The 21,932-nt window shown below is 58.0% G+C and carries 17 protein-coding genes and 1 CRISPR repeat array; of the genes, 3 read left to right on the top strand and 14 right to left on the bottom strand.

The annotated features are described in order from the left end of the window. A complete protein-coding gene (locus STHERM_RS01955; RefSeq protein WP_013313207.1) occupies positions 1-1,074 on the top strand; it encodes a 3-isopropylmalate dehydrogenase in 1,074 nt (357 codons plus the stop codon). Between the two features lie 140 nt (positions 1,075-1,214). Further along, positions 1,215-2,189, top strand: a complete 975-nt coding sequence (galE, locus tag STHERM_RS01950; RefSeq protein ID WP_013313206.1) for a UDP-glucose 4-epimerase GalE — start codon at positions 1,215-1,217, stop codon at positions 2,187-2,189. A 58-nt stretch (positions 2,190-2,247) separates the two neighbouring features. Here the strand turns inward: galE and STHERM_RS01945 are convergent, their stop codons facing one another. From STHERM_RS01945 to STHERM_RS11680, 6 genes are all read right to left on the bottom strand, one after another. Next, positions 2,248-4,323, bottom strand: coding sequence for a beta-galactosidase (locus STHERM_RS01945; RefSeq protein ID WP_041623697.1), 2,076 nt, complete (start codon positions 4,321-4,323; stop codon positions 2,248-2,250). Between the two features lie 104 nt (positions 4,324-4,427). After that, a complete protein-coding gene (locus STHERM_RS01940) occupies positions 4,428-6,644 on the bottom strand; it encodes an AraC family transcriptional regulator (protein ID WP_013313204.1) in 2,217 nt (738 codons plus the stop codon). A gap of 87 nt (positions 6,645-6,731) precedes the next feature. Further along, entirely contained in the window at positions 6,732-8,285 is a 1,554-nt protein-coding gene (locus STHERM_RS01935) for an ABC transporter substrate-binding protein (RefSeq protein ID WP_013313203.1), read from the bottom strand. Positions 8,286-8,335: 50 nt separating this feature from the next. After that, entirely contained in the window at positions 8,336-9,229 is an 894-nt protein-coding gene (locus STHERM_RS01930) for a carbohydrate ABC transporter permease (RefSeq protein WP_013313202.1), read from the bottom strand. A gap of 9 nt (positions 9,230-9,238) precedes the next feature. Next, entirely contained in the window at positions 9,239-10,222 is a 984-nt protein-coding gene (locus STHERM_RS01925) for an ABC transporter permease (RefSeq protein ID WP_013313201.1), read from the bottom strand. Positions 10,223-10,509: 287 nt separating this feature from the next. Further along, positions 10,510-10,815: a hypothetical protein gene (locus tag STHERM_RS11680; RefSeq protein ID WP_148223849.1), complete on the bottom strand. Its 306-nt coding sequence runs from the start codon at positions 10,813-10,815 to the stop codon at positions 10,510-10,512. A 27-nt stretch (positions 10,816-10,842) separates the two neighbouring features. On the opposite strand from STHERM_RS11680, the gene leuS reads away from it, so the two are divergent. Continuing rightward, the gene (gene leuS, locus STHERM_RS01920) at positions 10,843-13,272 is read left to right on the top strand and encodes a leucine--tRNA ligase (RefSeq protein ID WP_013313200.1); all 2,430 of its coding nucleotides are present in this window, start codon (positions 10,843-10,845) and stop codon (positions 13,270-13,272) included. A 17-nt stretch (positions 13,273-13,289) separates the two neighbouring features. Here leuS and STHERM_RS01915 read toward each other — a convergent pair whose 3' ends face one another. The 8 genes from STHERM_RS01915 to cas5c all read right to left on the bottom strand — a co-directional run bounded on the left by STHERM_RS01915 (position 13,290) and on the right by cas5c (position 21,896). Continuing rightward, a complete protein-coding gene (locus STHERM_RS01915; RefSeq protein ID WP_148223848.1) occupies positions 13,290-14,006 on the bottom strand; it encodes a hypothetical protein in 717 nt (238 codons plus the stop codon). Between the two features lie 29 nt (positions 14,007-14,035). After that, the gene (locus STHERM_RS01910) at positions 14,036-14,593 is read right to left on the bottom strand and encodes a DUF4416 family protein (protein ID WP_013313198.1); all 558 of its coding nucleotides are present in this window, start codon (positions 14,591-14,593) and stop codon (positions 14,036-14,038) included. 376 nt (positions 14,594-14,969) lie between these two features. Then, positions 14,970-16,360: direct repeats of the CRISPR family, unit length 32 nt; unit sequence GTTTCAATCCACGCGCCCGCAGGGGGCGCGAC. 170 nt (positions 16,361-16,530) lie between these two features. Next, positions 16,531-16,815 (bottom strand): CRISPR-associated endonuclease Cas2, encoded by a 285-nt coding sequence (gene cas2 / locus STHERM_RS01905; protein ID WP_335323057.1) that lies wholly within the window; start codon positions 16,813-16,815, stop codon positions 16,531-16,533. Positions 16,816-16,839: 24 nt separating this feature from the next. Beyond that, positions 16,840-17,874: a type I-C CRISPR-associated endonuclease Cas1c gene (gene cas1c, locus STHERM_RS01900; RefSeq protein WP_013313195.1), complete on the bottom strand. Its 1,035-nt coding sequence runs from the start codon at positions 17,872-17,874 to the stop codon at positions 16,840-16,842. Continuing rightward, positions 17,871-18,509 carry a CRISPR-associated protein Cas4 gene (gene cas4, locus STHERM_RS01895; RefSeq protein ID WP_013313194.1) on the bottom strand — a complete coding sequence of 213 codons (639 nt, stop codon included), beginning with the start codon at positions 18,507-18,509 and terminating at the stop codon, positions 17,871-17,873. Before cas4 ends, cas1c begins: the two co-directional genes overlap by 4 nt. A gap of 74 nt (positions 18,510-18,583) precedes the next feature. Further along, positions 18,584-19,459: a type I-C CRISPR-associated protein Cas7/Csd2 gene (gene cas7c, locus STHERM_RS01890; RefSeq protein WP_013313193.1), complete on the bottom strand. Its 876-nt coding sequence runs from the start codon at positions 19,457-19,459 to the stop codon at positions 18,584-18,586. 11 nt (positions 19,460-19,470) lie between these two features. After that, positions 19,471-21,261, bottom strand: coding sequence for a type I-C CRISPR-associated protein Cas8c/Csd1 (gene cas8c / locus STHERM_RS11415; RefSeq protein WP_071650326.1), 1,791 nt, complete (start codon positions 21,259-21,261; stop codon positions 19,471-19,473). Then, complete coding sequence (cas5c, locus tag STHERM_RS01880) at positions 21,258-21,896, bottom strand: type I-C CRISPR-associated protein Cas5c (protein ID WP_013313191.1); 639 nt, start codon at positions 21,894-21,896, stop codon at positions 21,258-21,260. The genes cas8c and cas5c overlap by 4 nt, the downstream gene beginning before the upstream one ends. Positions 21,897-21,932 lie beyond the last annotated feature (36 nt).

The raw sequence follows: 21,932 nt of genomic DNA, 5'->3' as shown, positions 1-21,932 counted from the left end.
ATGAAAACCTACAAGATCGCAGTGATCCCCGGCGACGGCACGGGTCCCGAGGTGGTGGCCGAGGGGGTGAAGGTCCTCAAGGCCGCGGCCGCAACGTACGGATTCAAGCTCGACCTCACCTACTTCGACTACGGCGGTGAGCGCTACCTCAAGACCGGGAAGATCATCTCCGACGAGGAAGTGCAGGAGCTCAGGCACTTCGACGCCATCTACCTCGGCGCCATAGGCCACCCCGACGTGAAACCCGGCATACTCGAGACCGGCCTCCTCCTCAAGATCCGCTTCGATCTCGATCAGTACATCAACCTCAGACCGGTGAAGCTCTACCCCGGCGTCGATTGTCCGCTCAAGGACAAGGGGCCCGAGGACATAGACTTCGTGGTGGTCCGCGAGAACACCGGCGGGATCTACACCGGACACGGCGGTGTCACCCGGAAGGGCACCCCTGACGAGATCGCCACCCAGGTGATGGTCTACGACCGGAGGACGGTGGACCGCTGCCTCAAGTTCGCCTTCGAACTGAAAAAACGGCGGAATGCAGAGAGCGAGAAGTCCCGCAGCAAGCCCATCCACCTGGTCCACAAGCGCAACGTCCTCACCCACTGCGGGGATCTCTGGTACCGGGCCTTCGAGGAGATGGGCGCTGACGACTACCCCGACATCCCCAGGGACTACATGCACGTGGACGCCACCACCATGTGGTTCGTGAAGAACCCCGAGTGGTTCGACGTCCTGGTCACCGAGAACCTCTTCGGCGACATCATCACCGACCTGGGGGCCATGATCCAGGGCGGCATGGGAATCGCTGCAGGCGGGAACATCAATCCGGAGGGCGTCTCCATGTTCGAACCCATCGGAGGCTCGGCGCCCAAGTACACCGGCAAGAAGATGATAAACCCCCTCGCCGCCATCGAGGCAGGCAGAATGATGCTCGACTTTCTCGGTGAACACGAGGCTGCAAAGGCCATAGAGAAGGCGGTGGCCCTCACCTGTACGAAGCTCGAGAGCCTCTCTGCGGGCAAGATGGGATACAACACCGAAGAAGTGGGCGACATGGTCGCCGAAGCGGTGTGACCGGCGAAGCGCATCGATCGACAGGGGGCACGAGGCCCCCTTTTTTCGTGCAGTTCTTTACTTTTTGTACGAACTCTTCATTTCCACTGCCCCTCGTTTCGGCTATACTCATCAAGAAATCCACCCTTGAAGGAGGATCCATGCGTTTCGTGCTCACGGGCGGAGCAGGGTACATAGGGAGCCACGTGTACCGGCTCCTCAAGGAACGAGGTCACGAAGTCGTGGTCTACGACAATCTCTCCCACGGACACAGGGAGGCCGTGGAGCCCGCGGACCTCAGGGTCGGAGACCTCCACGACACCGAAACACTCCGCGAGGTCCTTCTGTCCTTCAAACCCGATGTGGTCATGCACTTCGCCGCATTCATCGAGGTGGGGATCTCCACGGAACGGCCCCTCGAATTCTTCGAGAACAACACCGTGGGGACCATCCGGCTCGTCCAGACCATGATGCACACAGGGGTCCACCACTTCATCTTCTCCTCCACCGCTGCGGTCTACGGCCATCCCGAGAAGATCCCCATACCCGAGGATGCGCGGCTCACACCGGTGAACCCTTACGGAAGCAGCAAGGTGATGGTCGAGGAGTTCCTCCGGTCCCTCTCGGAGTGGAGCCCCTTCCGGTACGTGGCGATACGGTACTTCAACGCCGCAGGAGCGGCAGAGGACGGTTCCATAGGAGAGGCCCACGACCCGGAGACCCACCTCATCCCCCTCATCCTCAAGGCTGCAAAGGGCGAGCGGCCGCACATCACCATCTTCGGCACCGACTTCCCCACCCCGGACGGGACCGCCATACGAGACTACATCCATGTGGACGATCTCGCCGAGGCCCATCTCCTCGCCGCCGAGTACCTCATGGACGGGGGTGAGAGCCAGGCCCTCAACTGCGGCTACTCCCGGGGCTACAGTGTGAGGGAGGTGATCGAGACCGCGAAGAAGGTCACCGGCCGGGACTTCCCGGTCATCGAGGGGGACCGGAGGGCCGGTGATCCCCCTGCCCTGGTGGCCGACTCCTCACGCATGAGGACCATTCTGGGCTGGAAGCCCACCAGGGACGACCTCGCCTACATCATCAAGACCGCGTGGAACTGGGAACTCAACCGGCGCTACTGAGAGGAGCGTGCACGGAAAGAGCCCCGGCAGGCCGGGGCTCTTTCCAGCAGAGGGGCACTCACGACTCCAGCACCGCATACCCGTACCCGGGCAGGACCAGGACCCCCCGCCGCTCCCCACCCCCCAGCACGTCCCTCCACACCCCCTCGGGGAGCTCCACCACCACCTCGTGCTCCCTGAAGTTGAGAAGCCATAGGTACCGTCTTCCCTCCTCCGTCACCCGCACCGAGACATCCACGCCCTCGGGCACCACCCTGAGCGCCGGCACCACCCCCGCCTCCCCCATGAGCTCCCCCACCAGCCAGTCGATACCCTCCTGGGCGAGCAGGGTCCCCACGTAGTAGGCCCACCCCCTCCCCCGCCTCACCCGCGTCGCCGCCGGACTGCCCGCGTAGAACCCGTCCGCATACACCGCCCGCACCTCCACCCCCTCATCCTCCACCGCCAGCACATCGCACAGCAGCCTCCCCTCACACACCCCCCACACCCCCGCCACCCGGCGCACCTCGTCCTCCACCAGCACATCCACCTCCCGGCTCCGCACCCCCACCAGCCCCCTCAACGGCCCCGGAAACCCGCCCACGTGGCACAGGTCGTGCTCCTCCACCACCCCGCTCCACACCGTCGTCACGAAGACCCCACCCTGCTCCACGAACCTCGCCACCCTGTCGGCCCACTCCTCCTTCACCAGATACCACAGCGGCGCCACCACCACTCGGTAGGCCGACCAGTCCCCCTCAGGGTGCACCACATCGCACCCCACCCCACGCCGGTGCCACGCATCGAACCACCTCCAACACTCCTCCACGTAGTCGAGCCGCCCATCGTTCCTCGGCCCCTGCGCATCCTCCAACGCCCACCGATTCTCCCAATCGAACACCACCGCCACCTCGGCCTCCACCCGGCTCCCCTCCATCCCCCCGAGCCGCTCCAGGATCCCCCCGAGCTCCCTCACCTCCTGGAACACCCTGCCGTCCGTACGCCGATCGTGGTACACCACCGCGCCGTGGAACTTCTCCGATCCACCCCGCCCCGCCCGCCACTGGAAGTACTGCACCGAGTCCGCCCCATGCGCCACGGCATGGAGCGAGGAGAGCACGTGCATACCCGGCCGCTTCGGCTTGCTCCACGGCTGCCAGTTCGTGTGGCTCGGCGTACTCTCCATGAGGAGAAACGGCCTCCCGCCGCCGAGCCCCCGATGAAGGGCGTGGGCCCAGGCCACCCCGCTCGCGAGCACCCAGTCCCTTCCCTCCGGATCCCAGTTGTGGTCGAGCTCCCCGCAAGCCACCCGAGGCGTCGTCCGCCCCCGCCCATGCCAGAGCGGGTAGCTGTCCCAGGAGACCACATCCAGGTGCCGAGCGAGCCGGAAGTAGTCGAGATCCCGCTGGAACCCCATGAGATTGGTCGTCACCGGGAGGGACGGCCCCCCATCCCTCAACGCCCGCACCTCCACCAGCATGAAGTCCACGGTCTGATGCGTCACGAACCGCCGCCAGTCGAGGTTGAGCCCGTGCAGATTGGGCTCGCCCAGCGGCGAAGGAGAGGCGATCTCCTCCCAGCTCGTGTACCTGTGGCTCCAGAAGGCCGTCCACCACGCCCGATTGAGGGCCTCGAGATCCCCGTCATACCGATCGTAGAGCCACCGCCTGAAGGCCTCCTGACACAGCTCGCAGTGGCACTCACCCGAGAACTCGTTCGAGATGTGCCAGAGGATCACATGCTCCCTCCGGCCGTAGCGCTCCGCGAGCCTCCTGTCGAGCTCGTACACCCTCTCCCGGAACACCGGCGAGGTGAAACAGTGGTTGTGGCGCTCGCCGAACAAGCGCCGCCTCCTGTCCGGCCCCACCCTGAGCACCTCAGGATACTTCCTCGCGAGCCACCTGGGCCGGGCCCCGGACGGCGTCGCCAGGATCACCCTGATCCCCGCCCTCTCCAGCCTCTCCATCACCTCGTCCATCCACTCGAACGAATAGACCCCCTCCTCAGGCTCCAGGAGCGACCAGGAAAAGGTCCCCAACGTCACCGTATCGATCCGCGCCTCCCTCATGAGCGCAATATCCTGCTCGAGGACCTCCGGCTCCTCGAGCCACTGATCGGGATTGTACTCCGCACCATGAAGAATCCTGTGCTGCATATACCGTTCCTCCACACACACGTGATAGTGGAGCCTCCCGCCCGGATCACCCATGGGAACACCGCACCCACGGTCCGACCCGGTATCCGAAGCCCACGCCCCCTTCAGGAGGCCATCTCGTCCCTCCGCTGCGCCCGCTTGAGCCGGGCCTGTTTCCTGAACTCATTGGGCGTCAGACGGGTATACTTCTTGAACACCGCGTGGAAGTGCTGCTTGTTCGTGTACCCCACCATCTGCGGTATCTCGTACACGGGCGCCTCGGTGTTCACCAGGAAGTGGATCGCCCGGCTCACCCGCACCTCGTTGATGTAGTCCGTCATCGAGACACCCACGTACTTCTTGAAGAGCTGTCCCAGGTATCCCGGGGAGAGCCCTATCCTGTCGGCCAGGGTCGCCACTCCCAGGTTGAAGTCGTCGTACTCCTCCTCGATGATCCTGCAGACCTCCTGGACGAGCTTCTTGTGGTCGCTCGTCCTGTCCTCCTCCATGTGCCGCACGAACCGCCTCACCTCGGATTCGAACACCGCAGAAACCTCTTCAGGTCCTTGCGCCCGTTCCACCTCCTCGAGGAACCGGACAGGATCGAGGCCGAACGTCGACACCAGGAACTGATTCTCCTGCTCCACCGCCCTGAGGAAGGCCGTGCAGAGCCGGTACTTCACCGACTGGAACACATGATACCCGAAGGACCTGGTACCCTGGAACACCTCCTGCGCCACCGAGACCGCGGTCTCTGCATCCATGTGGTGCAGGGCCTCCAGAAACTCGTGCTCCTTGTTCTGCGGATACTCGTAGTGCCCGCGGGAGAGGACGCCCAGATCCTCCTGGGTGAACACGTCCTTCCCATCGAGGAACCTCCTGTTGGCGAGCAGACTACTCATCTGGTTGTAGAGCCGGGGAAGCGAAGCCGCCCCCCTCGAAAACCCCGCAACATAGAGTCGCACCGACGTCCCCAGGGCCCGCTCCAACCTGCGGTGCCACTCCCCGAAGATCTCTCCCTGACAATGCCCCGGATCGCGCTCGGTCTCCACCACGAGCAGGAACTCGTCCTCTCTCTGGAGCCACTCCCACCGCACGTCCTCCCAGCCCTCCACCTCCTCGAGGAGGTGTGCGTACCAGTCCGCGGGGATCTCATCCCCCCCCTCCCGCTCGCACGCCAAGAGCGCATACCAGGAATGGGGCGAGACCCGAATGGCGAGCAGGTCCCCGGCATCCTCCACGCGCACAGAAGCCCCCTCCGGCCCCTTGAGGAGGAGATCCGAGAGCACCCTTGTCTTGAAGAACGAACGGTACGGCACCTCCCCATTCTGGCCCCTCGAGAGACTCCTCAGGAGGCGGGTGAGCCGGTTGGAGAGCAGGAACGAGACGAGGAGCCCCGCCACGAGAAAGGCCGTCCCTATCTTGAGCAGCTCCCTCCGTATCACGAAGATCTCGTTCACCGCCTGGGAGAGAGGCACCACCTTCCCCACCACCCATCCCATATCACGCAGGGTCTCGTAGACCAGGAGATAGGTCTCCCTGCGGGTCGCCACCGTGGTGACCAGCGGCTGACCTTCCTCCGAACCCTGTCCCTGGATCGTGGTGCGGACGAGGCCCACCAGGTCCTCATCCTCCATCGAGGCACCGATGAGGGAGCCCTCACGATCGAGGATGAAGGCCGGATACCCCTCGGAAGCGTCGAGCGACTCCATGATGCTGGTAATCCACTCGTACGAGATGTTGATCGCCACCACGCTCGGACGCCTGGTGCGCACCCCCATCACGTTGTAGAGGTAGGTGAACACCCTCCTCCTCTGCCCGCCGAAGGGGAAGTCGCCCTCGTACGACCTGAAGATCGGCGCAGGGCTGTTGATCCAGCGTCCATCCTCCATGAGCTCGAGAAACTCTCTGTCGTACATCTCCTCCACCGGGAGGGAGAGGTTGGTGGAGGCCGAGGTGCTCAGGTAGCACCTCCCTGTCGCATCGTTGTAGATGTAGACCGAGTCGAGGTAGGGAACGAAGGTGGAGTACTTCTTGAGGCTCTGGATGGCGAGGTACTCCTCCTGCGGATCCTCGGGCGGCACGGTCAGCAGCGGCACGATCAGCGGATCGTTGTAGATCTGGATGAGGAGATTCGTGGCCAGGTTCTGCATGAGCCGTATCCCGGTGACGGCGTTGTGGATGTTCTGCCGCTCCACCCGGTAGAGCCTGCGGGCCACGATGGGCTGGATGGAGAGGTAGATCGTCACCGTGAGCACGATGATGGTGAGCCCCGCGGTGATCGAGAAGAAGAGGAGCGTCCTCCTCAGCACGTGCTTCCATGGTGAACCCTCGTTCCTCATACCCTCCTCCTCATGGAACAACAATCGTGAAAGAGAAAAGGGAGGCCCGCCAGGGTACACCCGACGGGCACATCCTCTCGGTACCGGTCAGTACTGGGCCATGTAGGCCTTCCACTGCTTGAGGATCTCGTCCTTCACCTTCCCGAGCCCTGCTGCGTAGAACTTGTCCATCACCTCAGGATAGGTGGCCGGATCCGCGATACCCCAGAGGAGCGGATCCACGTACTGCGTCTTCAGGTTGTCCACGGCCGCGAACTCGGCGAGGATCGGCTCCTTGTCGAGGTAGAAGCTCACGTACTTCCTGTCCACCGCCTTTGCGAGGTACGCGCTGTACCAATCCTTTATCACCTGCCAGGTGGAGGCGAACTTGAGCGGGTTGAGGCGGTAGAACTTCTCCTCCCTCCATCCCCACGGACACGGCCTGTCCCAGGCGAAGCCGGTGCTGTCGACCGTCACGCCCTCCGGAAGCACGATCTGGCCGTTCTCGTCGAGATCCCAGTGCTTCCCACGGATACCATAGCTCGTGAGGTCGTGGTACCGCTGATCCTGGTGGAGCTTCTCCAGGAACATGAGGGCCCGCTGAGGATTCCGGGAGCTCGCCGGTACGGACATCCCGTTGTTGATCGCGGGGGCCTTGGTAGGATGATCGAGGTCCAGGTAGGGGTTCCAGTAGTCGAGCTTCCAGTCGGGGTGCTTGGCTGCCACCTGCTGGTAGACCTCGTTCGCGTTGAGGGGGTTGAGCAGGGTGACCGCACTCGTCCCGTTGATGAACGCCTCGCGGGACCCCACCTGGTTGGAGAGTACACCCTTGGGAATCGCGCCGGCACGGTACAGACGCCGCGAGAACTCGATCGCCTCCCTGAAGGACGGATGCTCGAGGATGAACACGGGTTCAGGGTTCGGATCGTCGTAGAACACGTAGAAGTAGGGCATGAGCCCCTGGATGATATCCTCGCCTCCCGCCTTGGGGAACGAGGGCATGGCGGCGCAGATCGTCTCGGGATAGGTGGTGAGGTCGAACTCGCCCGCGTTGTAGGGGATGATACCCTTCTCGTTCTTGGCGAGGGTCACCAGGTAGGTCTCGAGGTCCTCGATGTTCCTGATCTTCCCGAGTCCGTACTTCTCGGCGAGATCGAGCCGGTAGAGGAACCCGTTCCCGTAGGGATCGGTGTAGTTGAAGGGGAGCATGTACACGTGCCCGTTCACCGTGGCCTGCTTGAGCACATCAGGCGAGTAGCTCTCCCAGGTCACAGGCGCGTACTTCGGCGCCAGGTCCTCCAGGGGAAGCAGGAGCCGCAGCTTGGATGCCTCCTGGTAGATCCCCCAGGGCGCCATGTGGACCAGGTCGAAGGCCTCACCCGAGGTGAGGAGGAGCCGCAACTTGGTCTTCCAGTCGGTCCAGGTGGTGAAGTTCACCTTGATGGTGGCGTTGAGCTCCTCCTTGGTGAGCTTGTTGAGCTCCTGGAGCATGAGCTCATAGTCGGGCACCGAGTCGCCCACGAGCCACATCACCAGCTCGACGGGCTTGAGTTCCTGCGCCCCGCCGGCAGTTCCCTCTTCCTGAGCCCCGGTCGCCCAGAGCCCGAAGGAGAGCACCACCATGAGGAGGCCGAGCCATACGCCCTTTACGACATTCCTCATACGTCACTCCTTACCAGTATAGTATATCTTCCACCGGGTAACACCCGGATTCATCCCTTGATCGCCCCCTTGCTCAAGCCGGTGACGAAGAACCGCTTGATGAAGGGGAAGATGATCGCGATCGGAAGAATCGCGATCACGGTCATCGCCATCTTGAAACTCTCGGTGGGCACCGAGGGGAGCACGATCCCCGCATTTGCAATGGCGTTCTGCACCGAGAGGAAGTTGTGGAGCATGGTGTAGAGATAGTACTGGAAGGGATACAGGGCCTTGTCCGTGATGTAGAGCATGGCCTGCACCCAGTCGTTCCAGTAGTAGAGAATCTGGAAGAGCGCGATGGTGGTGATACCCGGCATCGCCATGGGAATCACCAGCCTCGTCATGATCGTGAACTCCTTCGCCCCATCGATCCTCGCCGACTCCACCACCGAATAGGGTATCTCGGTGAAGAAGTTCCTGAGCAGGAAGAGGTTCCAGGCCGTGATCCATTGAGGGAGGATGAGGGCAAGGAGGGTGTTCTTCAGGTGGAGGTACCGCACCATGAGGATGTAGGTGGGGATGAGCCCACCCGAGAAGATCGCCGTGAAGTAGATGAAGATCGAGAAGAACCGCTTGTAGGCGAACTCCGGCTGTATGAGCACGTACGCCACCATGCACGCCACGAACACACTCGTGATCGTCCCCAGTGCCGCCACCACCACACTTATCCACAGGGCCTGAAGCACATCCTTGGGCGCCTTGAAGAGGATGCGGTACGCATCGAGCGAGAACTCCCGTGGGATGAACCAGAACCCATGCTGATAGATGGACTCCTCGGAAGAGAGCGATCCCGACACCACGAGGAGAAGCGGTGCCACGCACAGAATCACCACCACGATCAGCAGGCCGTATCCTACGAACTGGAACACAAGCCCTTCCCTGGAGATAGGTCTTCCGAACCGCATGAGATCCTCCTAGAAGAGTGCGTACTGGGGGCGTACCTTCTTTACCACCCCGTTCACGATCATCATGAGCAGGAAACCGAAGAACGACTGGAAAAGCCCTGCCGCGGTCCCCAGCCCCACGTCGAAGTTGGTGATGAGCATCCTGAAGACATAGGTGTCCACCACGTCGGTCGCCTCGAAAAGCTGACCGTTGTTTCCTATCACGTTGTAGAAGAGGTCGAACTGCCCCTTGAAAATACTCCCCAACTGGAAGAGCACGATGGTGAGGAGCGTGACCTTCAGGTACGGCACGGTGATGTGCCATATCCTCGCGAGAGTGGAAGCCCCATCGATCTCGGCCGCTTCGTAGAGTTCGGGGTCGATCCCCACGATGGTGGTATAGTAGATGATACTCGTGTAGCCCACCCACTTCCACGAGTTGAGGAAGGTGAGGATGAAGACCCACACGTTCGGCATCTGGTACACGTTCACCGGCTCGGCACCCCAGGCCTCCAGGAGGTTGTTGAACACCCCGAACTCGTAGCTGAAGATGTTGTACACGATGGCCCCCACCACCACGTACGAGACGAAATAAGGAAAGAAGGTGAGCGAATGGAGAAGGTTGTTGAGCTTCCTCAAGCGGAGCTCCGAGATGAGAATGGCCACCATCATCCCCAGGGCCTGACACGTGACCAGGAAGATCACGTTGTAGAACACTGTGTTGAAGAGAATCCTTCCGAAGGCCCCCGAGACGAAGAGGAACTTGAAGTTGGAAAGCCCCGCCCAGGGACTCTTCCAGAAACCGAGCGCCGGAATGTAGCGCTTGAATGCCAGGATGAGCCCCGCCATGGGCGCATAATTGAAGACGAGAAGATAGACAGTCACGGGAATGAGCATGACGAGGAACTGCCTGTTCTTCTTGAGCGTCGTCAGGAACGAGGCCGACCCCCTCGACGGGGAGCCGGACGGGGTGATGGATCCCGCCTCCTCCCCCACAGATCTGATCTCAATCATCCACACCTCCGGTCGTTTGTGATCAGCATTATGATGGCCCCTCGCATCCCTGTTGTAAATGAACAGTTTTTCAACAAAGTAAACTTTTTTAGACGAAAAGGTGCGCAAAAAAGCTTACTCGGATCTCCGGACCTCTCACACGCCCCTCTCTCCGCCGCGTCCGCCACGGACCGCCTGTGTACAGGACACGAGGTGGCAACGGGACTGTTTCCCATATGCCGAAAGGGGTTGCGAGGAATCTCCCCAGGATTATCAAGAGGAAACACCCCTGGAATTCACCCGGAAATTCAGAGGTTTTCCACAATATTCACACGTTTTCCACAAGCCCTTCCCCTCACCTCAGATCCCGGACACACGGGCAAGGGGAAGGGGTTGGAAATTTTGGAGATTTTAGAGATTTTTTGATATACCTCTTGACATTTCATCCCCACCTGTAGTATATTCTGAATCAGGTAATGGAACGATGTTCCTTCTCGGGTTTCACCTCCTTTCCCGAGAAGGGCTCGAAGAGTTACCCGCTTTGTTCCCCCCAGGTTTCTACCTCCTTTCCTGGGGGGACTTTTTTTACCTTCCGGCTTCTCTATTGACCTCACCCCGAACCTCCTGTATCATCTTTCACCATGAAGAGCTACTCATTCAGAGACATAGAAAAGAAATGGCAACGCTACTGGCTTGAACACAAGACCTTCTCCGTCAAGGAAGATCCGTCTATCCCCAAGGAAAAACGCAGATACGTCCTCGACATGTTCCCCTACCCCTCGGCAGAGGGCCTCCACGTGGGACACCCGGAGGGCTACACCGCCACCGACATCTACTGCCGCTACCTCCGGATGAGAGGCTATCAGGTCCTCCACCCCATGGGATTCGACTCCTTCGGCCTGCCTGCCGAGATCTACGCCATCACCACGGGAACACATCCCCGGATCACCACCGAGAGGAACATCGAACGCTTCCGCACACAGATCCAATCCCTCGGCTTCTCCTACGATTGGGACAGAGAGATCGCCACACATAGGCCGGAGTACTACAAGTGGACCCAGTGGATGTTCCTCAAGATGTACGAGATGGGACTCGCCTACATGGCGGAGGTGCCTGTCTGGTTCTGTGAGGCCCTCGGCACCGTGCTCGCCAACGAGGAGGTCATCCAGACCCCCGAAGGCCCACGCTCGGAGCGGGGGAACCATCCCGTCATCAGAAAACCGCTCAGACAGTGGATGCTCAAGATCACCGCCTATGCGGACCGACTCCTGGAAGGCCTCGACAAGCTCGACTGGCCCGAGTCCATCAAGACCATGCAGCGCAACTGGATCGGCAGAAGCGAAGGGGCCGACATCCGGTTCCCCCTCAAAGACCACGACGGCCATATCGAGGTCTTCACGACCAGACCCGACACGGTCTTCGGGGCCACCTACATGGTACTCGCGCCGGAGCACCCGCTCGTGAAGGAGATCACCACACCCGAGCAACGGGAAGCGGTGGAAGCCTACGTCCGCCAAGCGCAACTCAAGTCGGATCTCGAGCGGACCGACCTCGCCAAAGAGAAGACAGGTGTATTTACAGGGGCCTACGCTGTCAACCCCTTCACAGAAAAAGAGATTCCGGTGTGGATCTCCGACTACATCCTCATCACCTACGGTACGGGCGCCATCATGGCCGTGCCGGCCCACGACGAGCGTGACTGGGAGTTCGCGAAGAAGTTCGACCTTCCCATCGTCCAGGTGGTCTCGAGGGACGGCAAGGAAGAAGAGCTCACCGAAGCCTTCGTGGAGGAGGGCATCAGCATCAACTCGGGCCCCTTCAGCGGCCTGCCCACCAAGGAGATGAAAGAGAAGATCATCGCCTACATGGAGGAAAAGGGAATCGGGAAGCGCGCCGTCAACTACCGGCTGCGGGATTGGATCTTCTCCAGACAACGCTACTGGGGGGAACCCATCCCGGTGGTACACGTGGAAGGAGACGGGGTGCAGCCTGTTCCCTATGATCAGCTCCCTGTCACCCTCCCCGAGGTGGAGAGCTACAAACCCACGGGCACCGGGGAGTCGCCCCTCGCCACCATACGGGACTGGGTCGAGACCTCGGCACCCGACGGCTCCGGGAGAAAGGCGTACCGGGAGACCAACACCATGCCCCAGTGGGCCGGATCGTGCTGGTACTACCTCCGGTACCTCGACCCGCACAATGACCGGGAATTCGCATCGCGCGAGAAGATCGACTACTGGATGCCGGTAGACCTCTACGTGGGAGGGGCGGAACACGCGGTACTCCACCTCCTCTACGCCCGATTCTGGCACAAGGTGCTCTACGATCTCGGGCTCGTGAACACCGACGAGCCGTTCATGAGGTTGGTGAACCAAGGCATGATCCTGGGCGAGGACGGAGAGAAGATGTCGAAGTCCCGGGGGAACGTGGTGAACCCCGATGATATCATCGAGGAGTACGGCGCGGATTCCCTGAGGATGTACGAGATGTTCATGGGACCGCTCGAGGCCACGAAGCCCTGGTCGACAAAGGGGCTCGTGGGAGTACACCGCTTCCTCAACAGGGTGTGGGACATAAGCGAACGGGAGATCACGGACGAAGAACCCGATCCCGACCTCCTCAAGCTCCTCCACAAGACCATCAAGAAGGTCACGGAGGACACCGAGCACCTCAGGTTCAACACCGCCATCGCCCAGATGATGACCTACATCAACGAGATCTACAAGCTCGAGCGCGTACCTCGATCCCTGTGGGAACCATTCGTCCTCATCATCGCCCCCTATGCACCCCATATCGCCGAAGAGATGTGGGAGAAACTCGGCCATGAAGGCTCCCTCGCCTACCACCCCTGGCCCACATACGACGAGGCCCTCACCATCGACGAGGTCGTCACGGTGGTGATCCAGGTGAACGGCAAGGTCCGGGCCAGGATCGAGGTGCCGAGGGACCTTCCCAAAGAGGAACTCGAGAAACGCGCACTCTCCCACGAGCGCATCCGCCAGTGGATCGATGGGAAGGAGATGAAAAAGGTCATCACCGTCCCGAACAAGATCGTGAACATCGTGGTGTAGCACACCCTCTGCAGCCATCAGTCGAGAGGGCTCAGGAATCCCTGGGCCCTCCCTCTTTCATCCACGTACACACAGAAGAGAGAGGCGGCCTCCTCATCGAGGAAGTGGTGGATCCCTGAGCAGAGCTTCACGGTACAGGTACCGGACAGGACCTCCGTTGCCCTCATCGGATTCCCACTCCTCCAGATCCCAGGCGGGAAGGCAAGGGTGACATCGAAGACCTCTTTGCACGCGATATCGTAGACAGAGATGTCCCGTCCGATGATGGCCTCCCTTGCCCGCTCCCTGTCGAGCTCCCACGGATCCTCAAGACGGACCCGGACCTCTTCCACGAACCTCCTCACGTTGAACTCCTCCAGAGGGAACCCTCCGGCCTGGAGCTCGTAGAGCAGACTGCAGGCGGCACCGTCCTCCCACGAGACAACCCCTTCCCGTCCCTCCCCCCACAGCACCACTCCCCCCGCAGGCCTCACCACTCCCTCCCATCCCCGCACCACCCCCTCCAGCACCCACACCCACACCATACCTCGCTCCACCACCACCTCCACCACCTCACCCGGCCGCACCCCCTCCACCACACCCCCTTCTCCCCCACTCCAGACAAGCCGCCATTCCATCCCCCACTCCCCCCAGCCTGCCGGCACCTCCGGCAAGACCACCCGCATCACCACCAAGGGCGCCCCACACCCACCTACGACTCCCACCCAGCAGATGACGACCCACCATCTCTTCACACCAGCCTCCATCCCCCCAACAGCCGCACCTAACCTCCTGCTTCACCGCCTCCCTGCTTCAACCACATCCTCCGCTTCTCCACATAGAGGCGCCGCATCCGCTTGAAGACCTCCTGGTATTCCCTGCTCCTGTAGTCCGGATACGTCCAGGGGAGCGTCGAAAACCGCTTCTCCCGATACACAAGCGTCACCTCTGCGTAGATACCCTCCTGGAGCGGGATGCGGTGTGCGTGATCCTTCGTGCTCGCGAGCACCACCCTGCTCAGATTGAGGAGCCCTGGATCGAGATTCACGTTCCTCCTTCCTCCTTCCCTCCACCGATCCTCCAACTCATTCGACCTCACCTTGAATTCCCACAGACGAGACGGATCGACGAGCCGTTCGAACGAGAGGAACCACCTGAGTATACCCCCACCCATCTCCTTATCGTAATATGACGTATACCTGAACGGCATGAGGTCGGAGACGAAATCCACAGGCCCCCACTCCATTTCCAACACCCGCTGCACATCCAGGGCGTACACCTCGCTCGAGAGGAGCACCCCCACAAAAAGATTCCAGGGTTCGAACGACCTGCTCAGGCCCATACTCCCTCCTGGTCTATGATATATTCAGATATATTCACCCACAACGGATACCGTCGTACACCGTGTCGAAAAGGACCAAGGGTGACTATCGACCGTGTACCGCCCTGCTCTCTAGATGCCTCGACCAGCAGATCACACAGATTCTCCCCACTGATTATATCTCCACTCTCGTTCTTTACAAGTAGAGGGAACACCGCCCTATGCCCAATGCTGCCGTGACACCCACGCTGTGGGTTTTCAGCATCCAGCATAGGTGAGGGGCAATAGGCAATCCCCCAAAATAAAAGCCCGTTCGCCGGAAAACCCAACGAACGGGGACCACCGACCCCGTAGGGATCGGCACAATTACAGTGCTCCTCTATGGAGAATACGCCAAGTTTCAATCCACGCGCCCGCAGGGGGCGCGACGAGATATTGATGCCAGACTGGCAGGAGAGGTTGGCTGTTTCAATCCACGCGCCCGCAGGGGGCGCGACAGTCAGTGCCGCGTGTCTTGCCGCCGCTACTATAATGTTTCAATCCACGCGCCCGCAGGGGGCGCGACTCACGACAGCACCGACAATTGCGCGATATCCGCCGCGGTTTCAATCCACGCGCCCGCAGGGGGCGCGACCCAAGCAGGAATGAAAACTAGTCTAAATATTTACACGTTTCAATCCACGCGCCCGCAGGGGGCGCGACGTGTTTTGCCGGCTGTAAGAAACAAAAACCCCCAAGGTTTCAATCCACGCGCCCGCAGGGGGCGCGACCTCACTGCCTGTATTGTTTTATATTCTTTTGTGGTTTGTTTCAATCCACGCGCCCGCAGGGGGCGCGACTAAGATGGAGGTAATCCAATGGAAGCGAGAAGAGAGATGGTTTCAATCCACGCGCCCGCAGGGGGCGCGACTAGATCACACATCACGCATATGGAGGGATCCAATGGTTTCAATCCACGCGCCCGCAGGGGGCGCGACGTAAAAAGTAATCACCTGTTTTAGTGTCCATAAGGAGTTTCAATCCACGCGCCCGCAGGGGGCGCGACTTGTTGAGGCAACTCAAAATTAGTCGGATCAAGATGTTTCAATCCACGCGCCCGCAGGGGGCGCGACGGAAGAAGCACCCGGGGTTCCTTCTGGAGGGCGTGTTTCAATCCACGCGCCCGCAGGGGGCGCGACGTACAGCCAATAAGGGTGAGGCAGGTGAGGCAATTGTTTCAATCCACGCGCCCGCAGGGGGCGCGACGCGGGGGCTGGGAACGCTTCATCATCCCCGGTGGGGGGTTTCAATCCACGCGCCCGCAGGGGGCGCGACTCATCAAAGCCATCGCTGTCAGGCGACATCCATTTGTTTCAATCCACGCGCCCGCAGGGGGCGCGACCTCATAGTAATTGTGCAGACGCTTGCCCCTGCTGGTTTCAATCCACGCGCCCGCAGGGGGCGCGACGCTACAATCCTAAGACCAGCACTCAGAATATCATTGTTTCAATCCACGCGCCCGCAGGGGGCGCGACTTGTTGAGGCAACTCAAAATTAGTCGGATCAAGATGTTTCAATCCACGCGCCCGCAGGGGGCGCGACAATTTTGCGGTATACTCAATTCCCTGTCTCAAATCATGTTTCAATCCACGCGCCCGCAGGGGGCGCGACCTGCAGAGAGGAGGATGGCCGCATAGAGTTTGTCGTGTTTCAATCCACGCGCCCGCAGGGGGCGCGACCCTAAAAGTTGCTGTTTTACTAGGTCAGTCGTGTCACAGTTTCAATCCACGCGCCCGCAGGGGGCGCGACTGCATACCTTTTTCTCTCTATAAGACAATAGCTTACATCCTCATTCCCCCGAAATCAAGTCCCTTGTACGCCATCCCCCTCTCCCTTCTCCCCTTTTTTCTTCCCTTCTCTCCAGTTACCAAAGAACGAACCTCCCGAGGATTTCTCACACCTTCAGGTTCGCGACCGTACTAGATGATCATAGGTTCATCGGGCTCAAACGATCGCTGTTTCCCCAGGCTCTCCACGCGTCGCTTCCAATTGGCACCCAGGAAATAGAATCTCACACTATCGTACTCCGGATTGATGATCGAGGAGATGTGCGCTTTCAGGTTGACCCATTGCGCGGGGTCGACAAGGCACTCAAAGACCGAGTATTGAACCCGCTGTCCAAACCCTTCACAGAGCTTCGCCATTTTGCGAAGTCTTTTTTGACCTCCTTCATCCTGACCAACATCATAACTCACTACTACCATCATCTCGAACCACCCCCTTGCATCTTACTTCCAGAAAAAGGCGGGATACCCATCCAAGTCGCCTCGTATGTATCGGGCGAGCAACAGGCCTTGTACATAAAACAAGAGACCTATCGGGATCTTCTCTCCCAAGAATAGATGGGTGATCTCCTCCTGTTTCCTCTGCTGATACGCAGTAAGCACCTTTTTTCTCCCCTTCTCGGTGAGGAAGACCGCACCGTTATCCAAAAGTTCGAAATCTTCTGCTTTTATCTGTCCCAAGTTCACAAGAGAAAGGGCTATCCTATCCCCGAGATAGGCCCTGAGTTCTTCAATGAGATCCAACGCGAGGGACGCCCTTCCCGACCTGTCCTTGTGGAGGAATCCCACTGCGGGATCGAGGCCCACCCCCTCAAGTGCCGATATCATGTCGCAGTAGAGGAGCGTATACAAAAACGAGAGAATGGCGTTCATTCTATCGAGTGGAGGTCGTCGGGAACGCTCATGGAAAAAGAAGTCGGCCTTCTGACTCGTAATGCACTGATCGAACAAGGTGAAATAAAGGCGGGAGGCATCTCCTTCTATTCCTCGGACCTCTTCGATCGTTGGGATCTGTGCTACTCTCTCCTTAAGACGCTGCAAAAGACCGATAGCGCGTTGAAACCCTTTGGGATCTGCTATCTTCTCTCCATGATCCTGAAAGGCTCGTTGAAGCACGCGTCTCGAGTTATGAATCTTGGCCAGAATCACCGCTCGAACGATCGGAAGACTCCGCTCTTCGCTGTCCGCGATGCGATACTGTTCCCTCCTGAGTAACACATTCCCCCGGGTAGGGCCCGTGGCCCTGGCCAAAAAACGGCCGTTCCGTGAAAAAAAGGATACGGAGATTCCGTTCTTTCCACAGTGTCCCAAGAGAAACGGGCTCACAAGCACGTTCCCGAAGCAGACGATCTGGGAGAGCTGAATGAGTGGGATGCGCGTGAGAAGCCGCTTCTTTTGAAAGACAGCCACACACTCGTGGTCTTTTTTAAGATAGAGCTTTTCGGTAGTGATAAATAGTGTATTGAGGAGTCGTTTCAAGAGCCACCCTCCTTATCTCGTTCTTCTTCAAGGATTGAGGCAAGGTAGGCTTCCACTCTTTTCTTTCCACTCACAGAGGGAAGGCACACACTTTTGAGTGAGCATCGAGTACAACGCGTTTTATCGTTCACCGGTGGTGGCACCTTTTGAGCAGCTATAAGGGCATGTACGTTTTCAATTGTCTCCTTGGTCATGGCTCTCAGCTCATCGCTTATCTCTACGAGCACCCGATGCCGGATCTTGTAGTAATAGAGATACGCCTTAGAGATGTGAATATCCTTCATCTCCTCCACACACAATACCTGGGCACAGAGTTGTACTTCATCGGCATGATGGGTCTTTGGTCTGCCCCTTTTATACTCCACCGGAAGGTACTCGTAGTCATTTATCACCACGACATCGCATACCCCATAGATCCCATACGTGAGTGATCGGACGGGCATGCTGCACACCTGCACGCCCTCCTCCCTTAGCCGGACATGGCCTGCATGTACCCTTGTGTGTAACACCCTTCCTTCTGCGGTGAAATAGTTCTCTTCCCATAGCTGCTCCACGAGGATGAGGGCACACTGGCGAGGACAAAATATGTAGTGCTGAAGGGAAGAGATGGGGATAAGGTCTTCTTCCCGGAACATAGTCTATCCTTCGGAAGGATGAGAGGGAAAAAGGGTGAGGAGCTCACCTCCTCACCCAGGTTTCGAGGGATCCCTCATAGCATTTCAATTATCTCCACCTCCTTTGGAACCACCTCCCTATTGAGAGAGATGGTGTAGTCCTCAAAGGACCGGGGAGGTGCTGTCTCGTCTTTGCGGGAGATAGAGACTGCACCGAACAGCTTCTGTGCAGGGGCATTGCCCAACTCGCTCTGGTGCTTGAACACGATGAGCTTTCGGGCACTCATCACTCCTCGGGCGGCCGACCTATCGTGCTCAAACATGTTGCAGAGCGCCTCCCAGAGAAGCTCGAGGTCGGCATCCGAAAAACCGGTATCCTGAGACAGCGGCGCAGAAACGAACCCTCGGGCTACATAGAGACCGTAGGGGACCACGTGCTTACGCCCCATCGTTCGGTTGTCCCCCTGTTGTTTCTCTGCGTCTTCTTCCCTCGTTACTGCCATACGGGTGATAGAGACCTCCACGGGGGTAATGGGATCCACGCTTCTCGCAAACGAGAACTGTACAGGGCCCCTCACCTGGCCGCAGTCATACGTTGTGCTCATCACCGCGCCAAAGGTGCGTACGTCATAGTAGTGTTCGCACATCCACTTCCGTGCTTTTTCAACTTCTTCACGAGATCCTTTTCGTCCCTTATCAGAGGAGAGATCAGCTCCTACCTCTTCGAGCGCCTCTTTATGTAAAAGGTTCAAGATGGCCTTTTCCTTCACATAGATCTTGTAGGGCGGCGTGTCCTTGTGCTTGATGAGTACGTAGTTCCTCACCTTGCGCTTGAGACACACGTCTGTGACCCAGCCAAGATTGGTCTCGGGGTCAATACGAGGCATGTTTCCCGCATCGGGATCACCGTTTGGATTGCCGTTCTCCACATCAAAGATGTAGAGGAAATCATACCGATTCGTGATGGCCATGCGCATCCTCCTTACTCTTTGGATTGAAATAGGGCCTGTCTCTGGTGATAGTATCCCAGAGCAAACATCCCCTGCTCTTCCAACGGAAGAAACGCGGGGAAGTCATCGATTCCGTGGAGTATCTCTTGGATCGTCTTCTCCAAGTTCACCTTCCTCCCAACATTCGCCTGCCCTACCTTGGCAAGGTGGTGTTGCGAAAGCCGGATAAGATAAGGGAAGACCCGTTTGGGTGTGGTAGACGCTGACGAGAAGAAACGATCCTTGATAGTTGAGTTGACCTCACCCAAGGCCTCCTTCTGTGCCTTTTCAAGCACGGCAAAGAGGCGACCCAGTCGATACGCAGTATTTGGATGTGTAGGATCGAGGGCCATAGTCACCTCCTGTTGGTGATTTTTTATTCTTTGCCATCTGGCAAGATAGCCTTTTATTAGACACATCCGATAGTATTCAAATAAAAGATAGTCTTCAGCTTTCTGTCCTTCATCTTTTGGTTTCTTTTCTATTCGGATTCGGTTCAATGCGAGTTGGAGGAGCGCAGGGGGATACGGAAGACCAGAGAGAAAAGATCTAAATACTGAGACACGAAGAGGGCCTGGTATTGGATTTTTATTTTTATTCTTTTGGTTTCTATTTTTTTGTTGATTTAAAGGTATAAGAGAAGAAATGAGTTTATGTAATGAGGGAAAGTCCTCCACTTTATCGGTGTGCTTTATCAGTGAAATATCTGCATAATGTTGCCGGACTGTATGAAGTAATGTTTCTATAGTATTTGTATCCCAAAACCTCACCGCGAGTCGTCCAGAGTGAGGAGCAATACCCAGCACATAGTACTTGAGAGATAGATTAAAGGTTTCCGGCATTTTTCCTTGAAGTATTGCTGAAAAGAAGAGCTTAAATTTTTCTCTCTCCTTTTCCTCCTCAATCTTCAACGCCTCTTCCCCCTTAAGAGTAAACCCCCACAGGAGTTCTATTTCCTTTAGGGGCTGGTCAGTCCAGAAGAGTACCTGGATATCCCCTAAGAGAAACTTTGGCTCCTGTGCTGCAAGGTGAGAAGTCGCAGCAGTATATTTGAAAGCGGCTTCTATACTTACAGGAGCATTAAAGCCATCTTCCTTGCCATATGAATTGAAAGCCTCACTATTGCAAGACACAAGAGGATTACCCCCTGCTTTTGCTCCTTCTATGTTCTTGATTTTGGGATGACGATTCGGGACAAGCTTACGCTCTCCTGTGATAAGGCACCTTCCTTCCTGAGGTTTCGTTCCTTCTTCATGTCCATATACGAGGGATATAAGATCGCGTACTCCTTCTTTTTCATGAAGATACTCTTTTTCTCCCTCAAGGCGAAAGACCACATTCGGTCCACGAACAAGATCCTCTTTGTAGGGAAGGGGTTTTCCATCACGGAGTACAGCTGATTTCCAGTTGCGGGGATTCCATTGTTCAAGGAATTTACATAATGGCTCTAGTAATGGATTTTTGGTAGAATCTTTAAAACGTTCATGAAAATCTTTAAAACTTTCAAAATAACCCTTTTCGTCATTAATGCCCAACACGTACTTTACATTATCCCACAATAGATGAGGTCTTATTCCTGAGGTACGCTTCTTTGAATGGCCGGGCACCATCATTCGTATCGATCGAGGTTTTTTCTCAGTGTGTTCTCTTATATCCTCTACTTCTACCAAGTACCCTTCTTTATCAATTACCAGGCAAAATGAAATTGATTCTATTTCAAACCCATAATCCGGCAACTCCTTCTGGTGTGCATCGTAGTACTCACATAGTTTCTGGAGTATCATCGTACCACCTCCTCCTTTGGGGGCACGTGAAGCACCCCGTTTTCCAGTCGGGCTCTAAAAAAGAGGGACTCCTTGTTGTGCTCAAAGTCGATGTCGTAGAGCATCCAACCGAGATCTTTGTGACGGTCTTCCTCCGGGAGCTCGGTAGGGGGGAAAGGAGGTTCTATCCACTCGAAATCAGCGACACATTCCCGAGTACCCAAGTAGGGCCGATGGTAACACTGCCCTTTCTGGGCCCTCCGCATAAAGATTTCCCTGTGCTTCTCCGGTTCCTTATCGTGGGGGTCGTCTTTCCCTGCGAGGGCCGTGAGCTCAAAGTGGGCTTCGATAATGTAGGCCACGTCTCTGAGCATGAGACTATGCCGCTGCTCGCGTTTATCTTCGACAAAAAGACGTGGTGAGGTATGAGACATCTTACACCCCACCTCGTTCCGCATGATGCTCACAAAGCGGATGGGTTTTAGGACATGAATACGATCGATCCTCCATACGATGACCGGTTTCCAGTAGATGGCCTCGAGGATCCCTCGAGCAGCGGAAGGGGTCATCACATCGTAACTCACCCGCTCCACTTTCATCTCCGGCCTCGTAAAGCAGGCAAGAGGACCCCACACCTTGAGCGCAACTCCATACATCACTCCACCTCCTGTGCAGAACTCTACGAGCAGACC

It is taken from the genome of Spirochaeta thermophila DSM 6192, assembly GCF_000147075.1.
Classification (GTDB): domain Bacteria; phylum Spirochaetota; class Spirochaetia; order Winmispirales; family Winmispiraceae; genus Winmispira; species Winmispira thermophila_A.
Note: the sequence above shows the minus strand (reverse complement) of the source record. Positions and strands in the feature narration are given on the sequence as shown.

Bases quoted from the DNA above. Each gene is read 5' to 3' on its own strand.
- STHERM_RS01935 (WP_013313203.1), bottom strand. From the start codon at position 8,285: ATGAGGAATGTCGTAAAGGGCGTATGGCTCGGCCTCCTCATGGTGGTG.
- cas2 (WP_335323057.1), bottom strand. From the start codon at position 16,815: ATGGTAGTAGTGAGTTATGATGTTGGTCAGGATGAAGGAGGTCAAAAA.
- STHERM_RS01910 (WP_013313198.1), bottom strand. From the start codon at position 14,593: ATGGGCCTGAGCAGGTCGTTCGAACCCTGGAATCTTTTTGTGGGGGTG.
- STHERM_RS01940 (WP_013313204.1), bottom strand. From the start codon at position 6,644: ATGAGGAACGAGGGTTCACCATGGAAGCACGTGCTGAGGAGGACGCTC.
- leuS (WP_013313200.1), top strand. From the start codon at position 10,843: ATGAAGAGCTACTCATTCAGAGACATAGAAAAGAAATGGCAACGCTAC.
- STHERM_RS01930 (WP_013313202.1), bottom strand. From the start codon at position 9,229: ATGCGGTTCGGAAGACCTATCTCCAGGGAAGGGCTTGTGTTCCAGTTC.
- galE (WP_013313206.1), top strand. From the start codon at position 1,215: ATGCGTTTCGTGCTCACGGGCGGAGCAGGGTACATAGGGAGCCACGTG.
- STHERM_RS01925 (WP_013313201.1), bottom strand. From the start codon at position 10,222: ATGATTGAGATCAGATCTGTGGGGGAGGAGGCGGGATCCATCACCCCG.
- STHERM_RS01945 (WP_041623697.1), bottom strand. From the start codon at position 4,323: ATGCAGCACAGGATTCTTCATGGTGCGGAGTACAATCCCGATCAGTGG.
- cas5c (WP_013313191.1), bottom strand. From the start codon at position 21,896: ATGTATGGAGTTGCGCTCAAGGTGTGGGGTCCTCTTGCCTGCTTTACG.
- cas4 (WP_013313194.1), bottom strand. From the start codon at position 18,509: ATGTTCCGGGAAGAAGACCTTATCCCCATCTCTTCCCTTCAGCACTAC.
- cas7c (WP_013313193.1), bottom strand. From the start codon at position 19,459: ATGGCCATCACGAATCGGTATGATTTCCTCTACATCTTTGATGTGGAG.
- cas8c (WP_071650326.1), bottom strand. From the start codon at position 21,261: ATGATACTCCAGAAACTATGTGAGTACTACGATGCACACCAGAAGGAG.
- STHERM_RS01955 (WP_013313207.1), top strand. From the start codon at position 1: ATGAAAACCTACAAGATCGCAGTGATCCCCGGCGACGGCACGGGTCCC.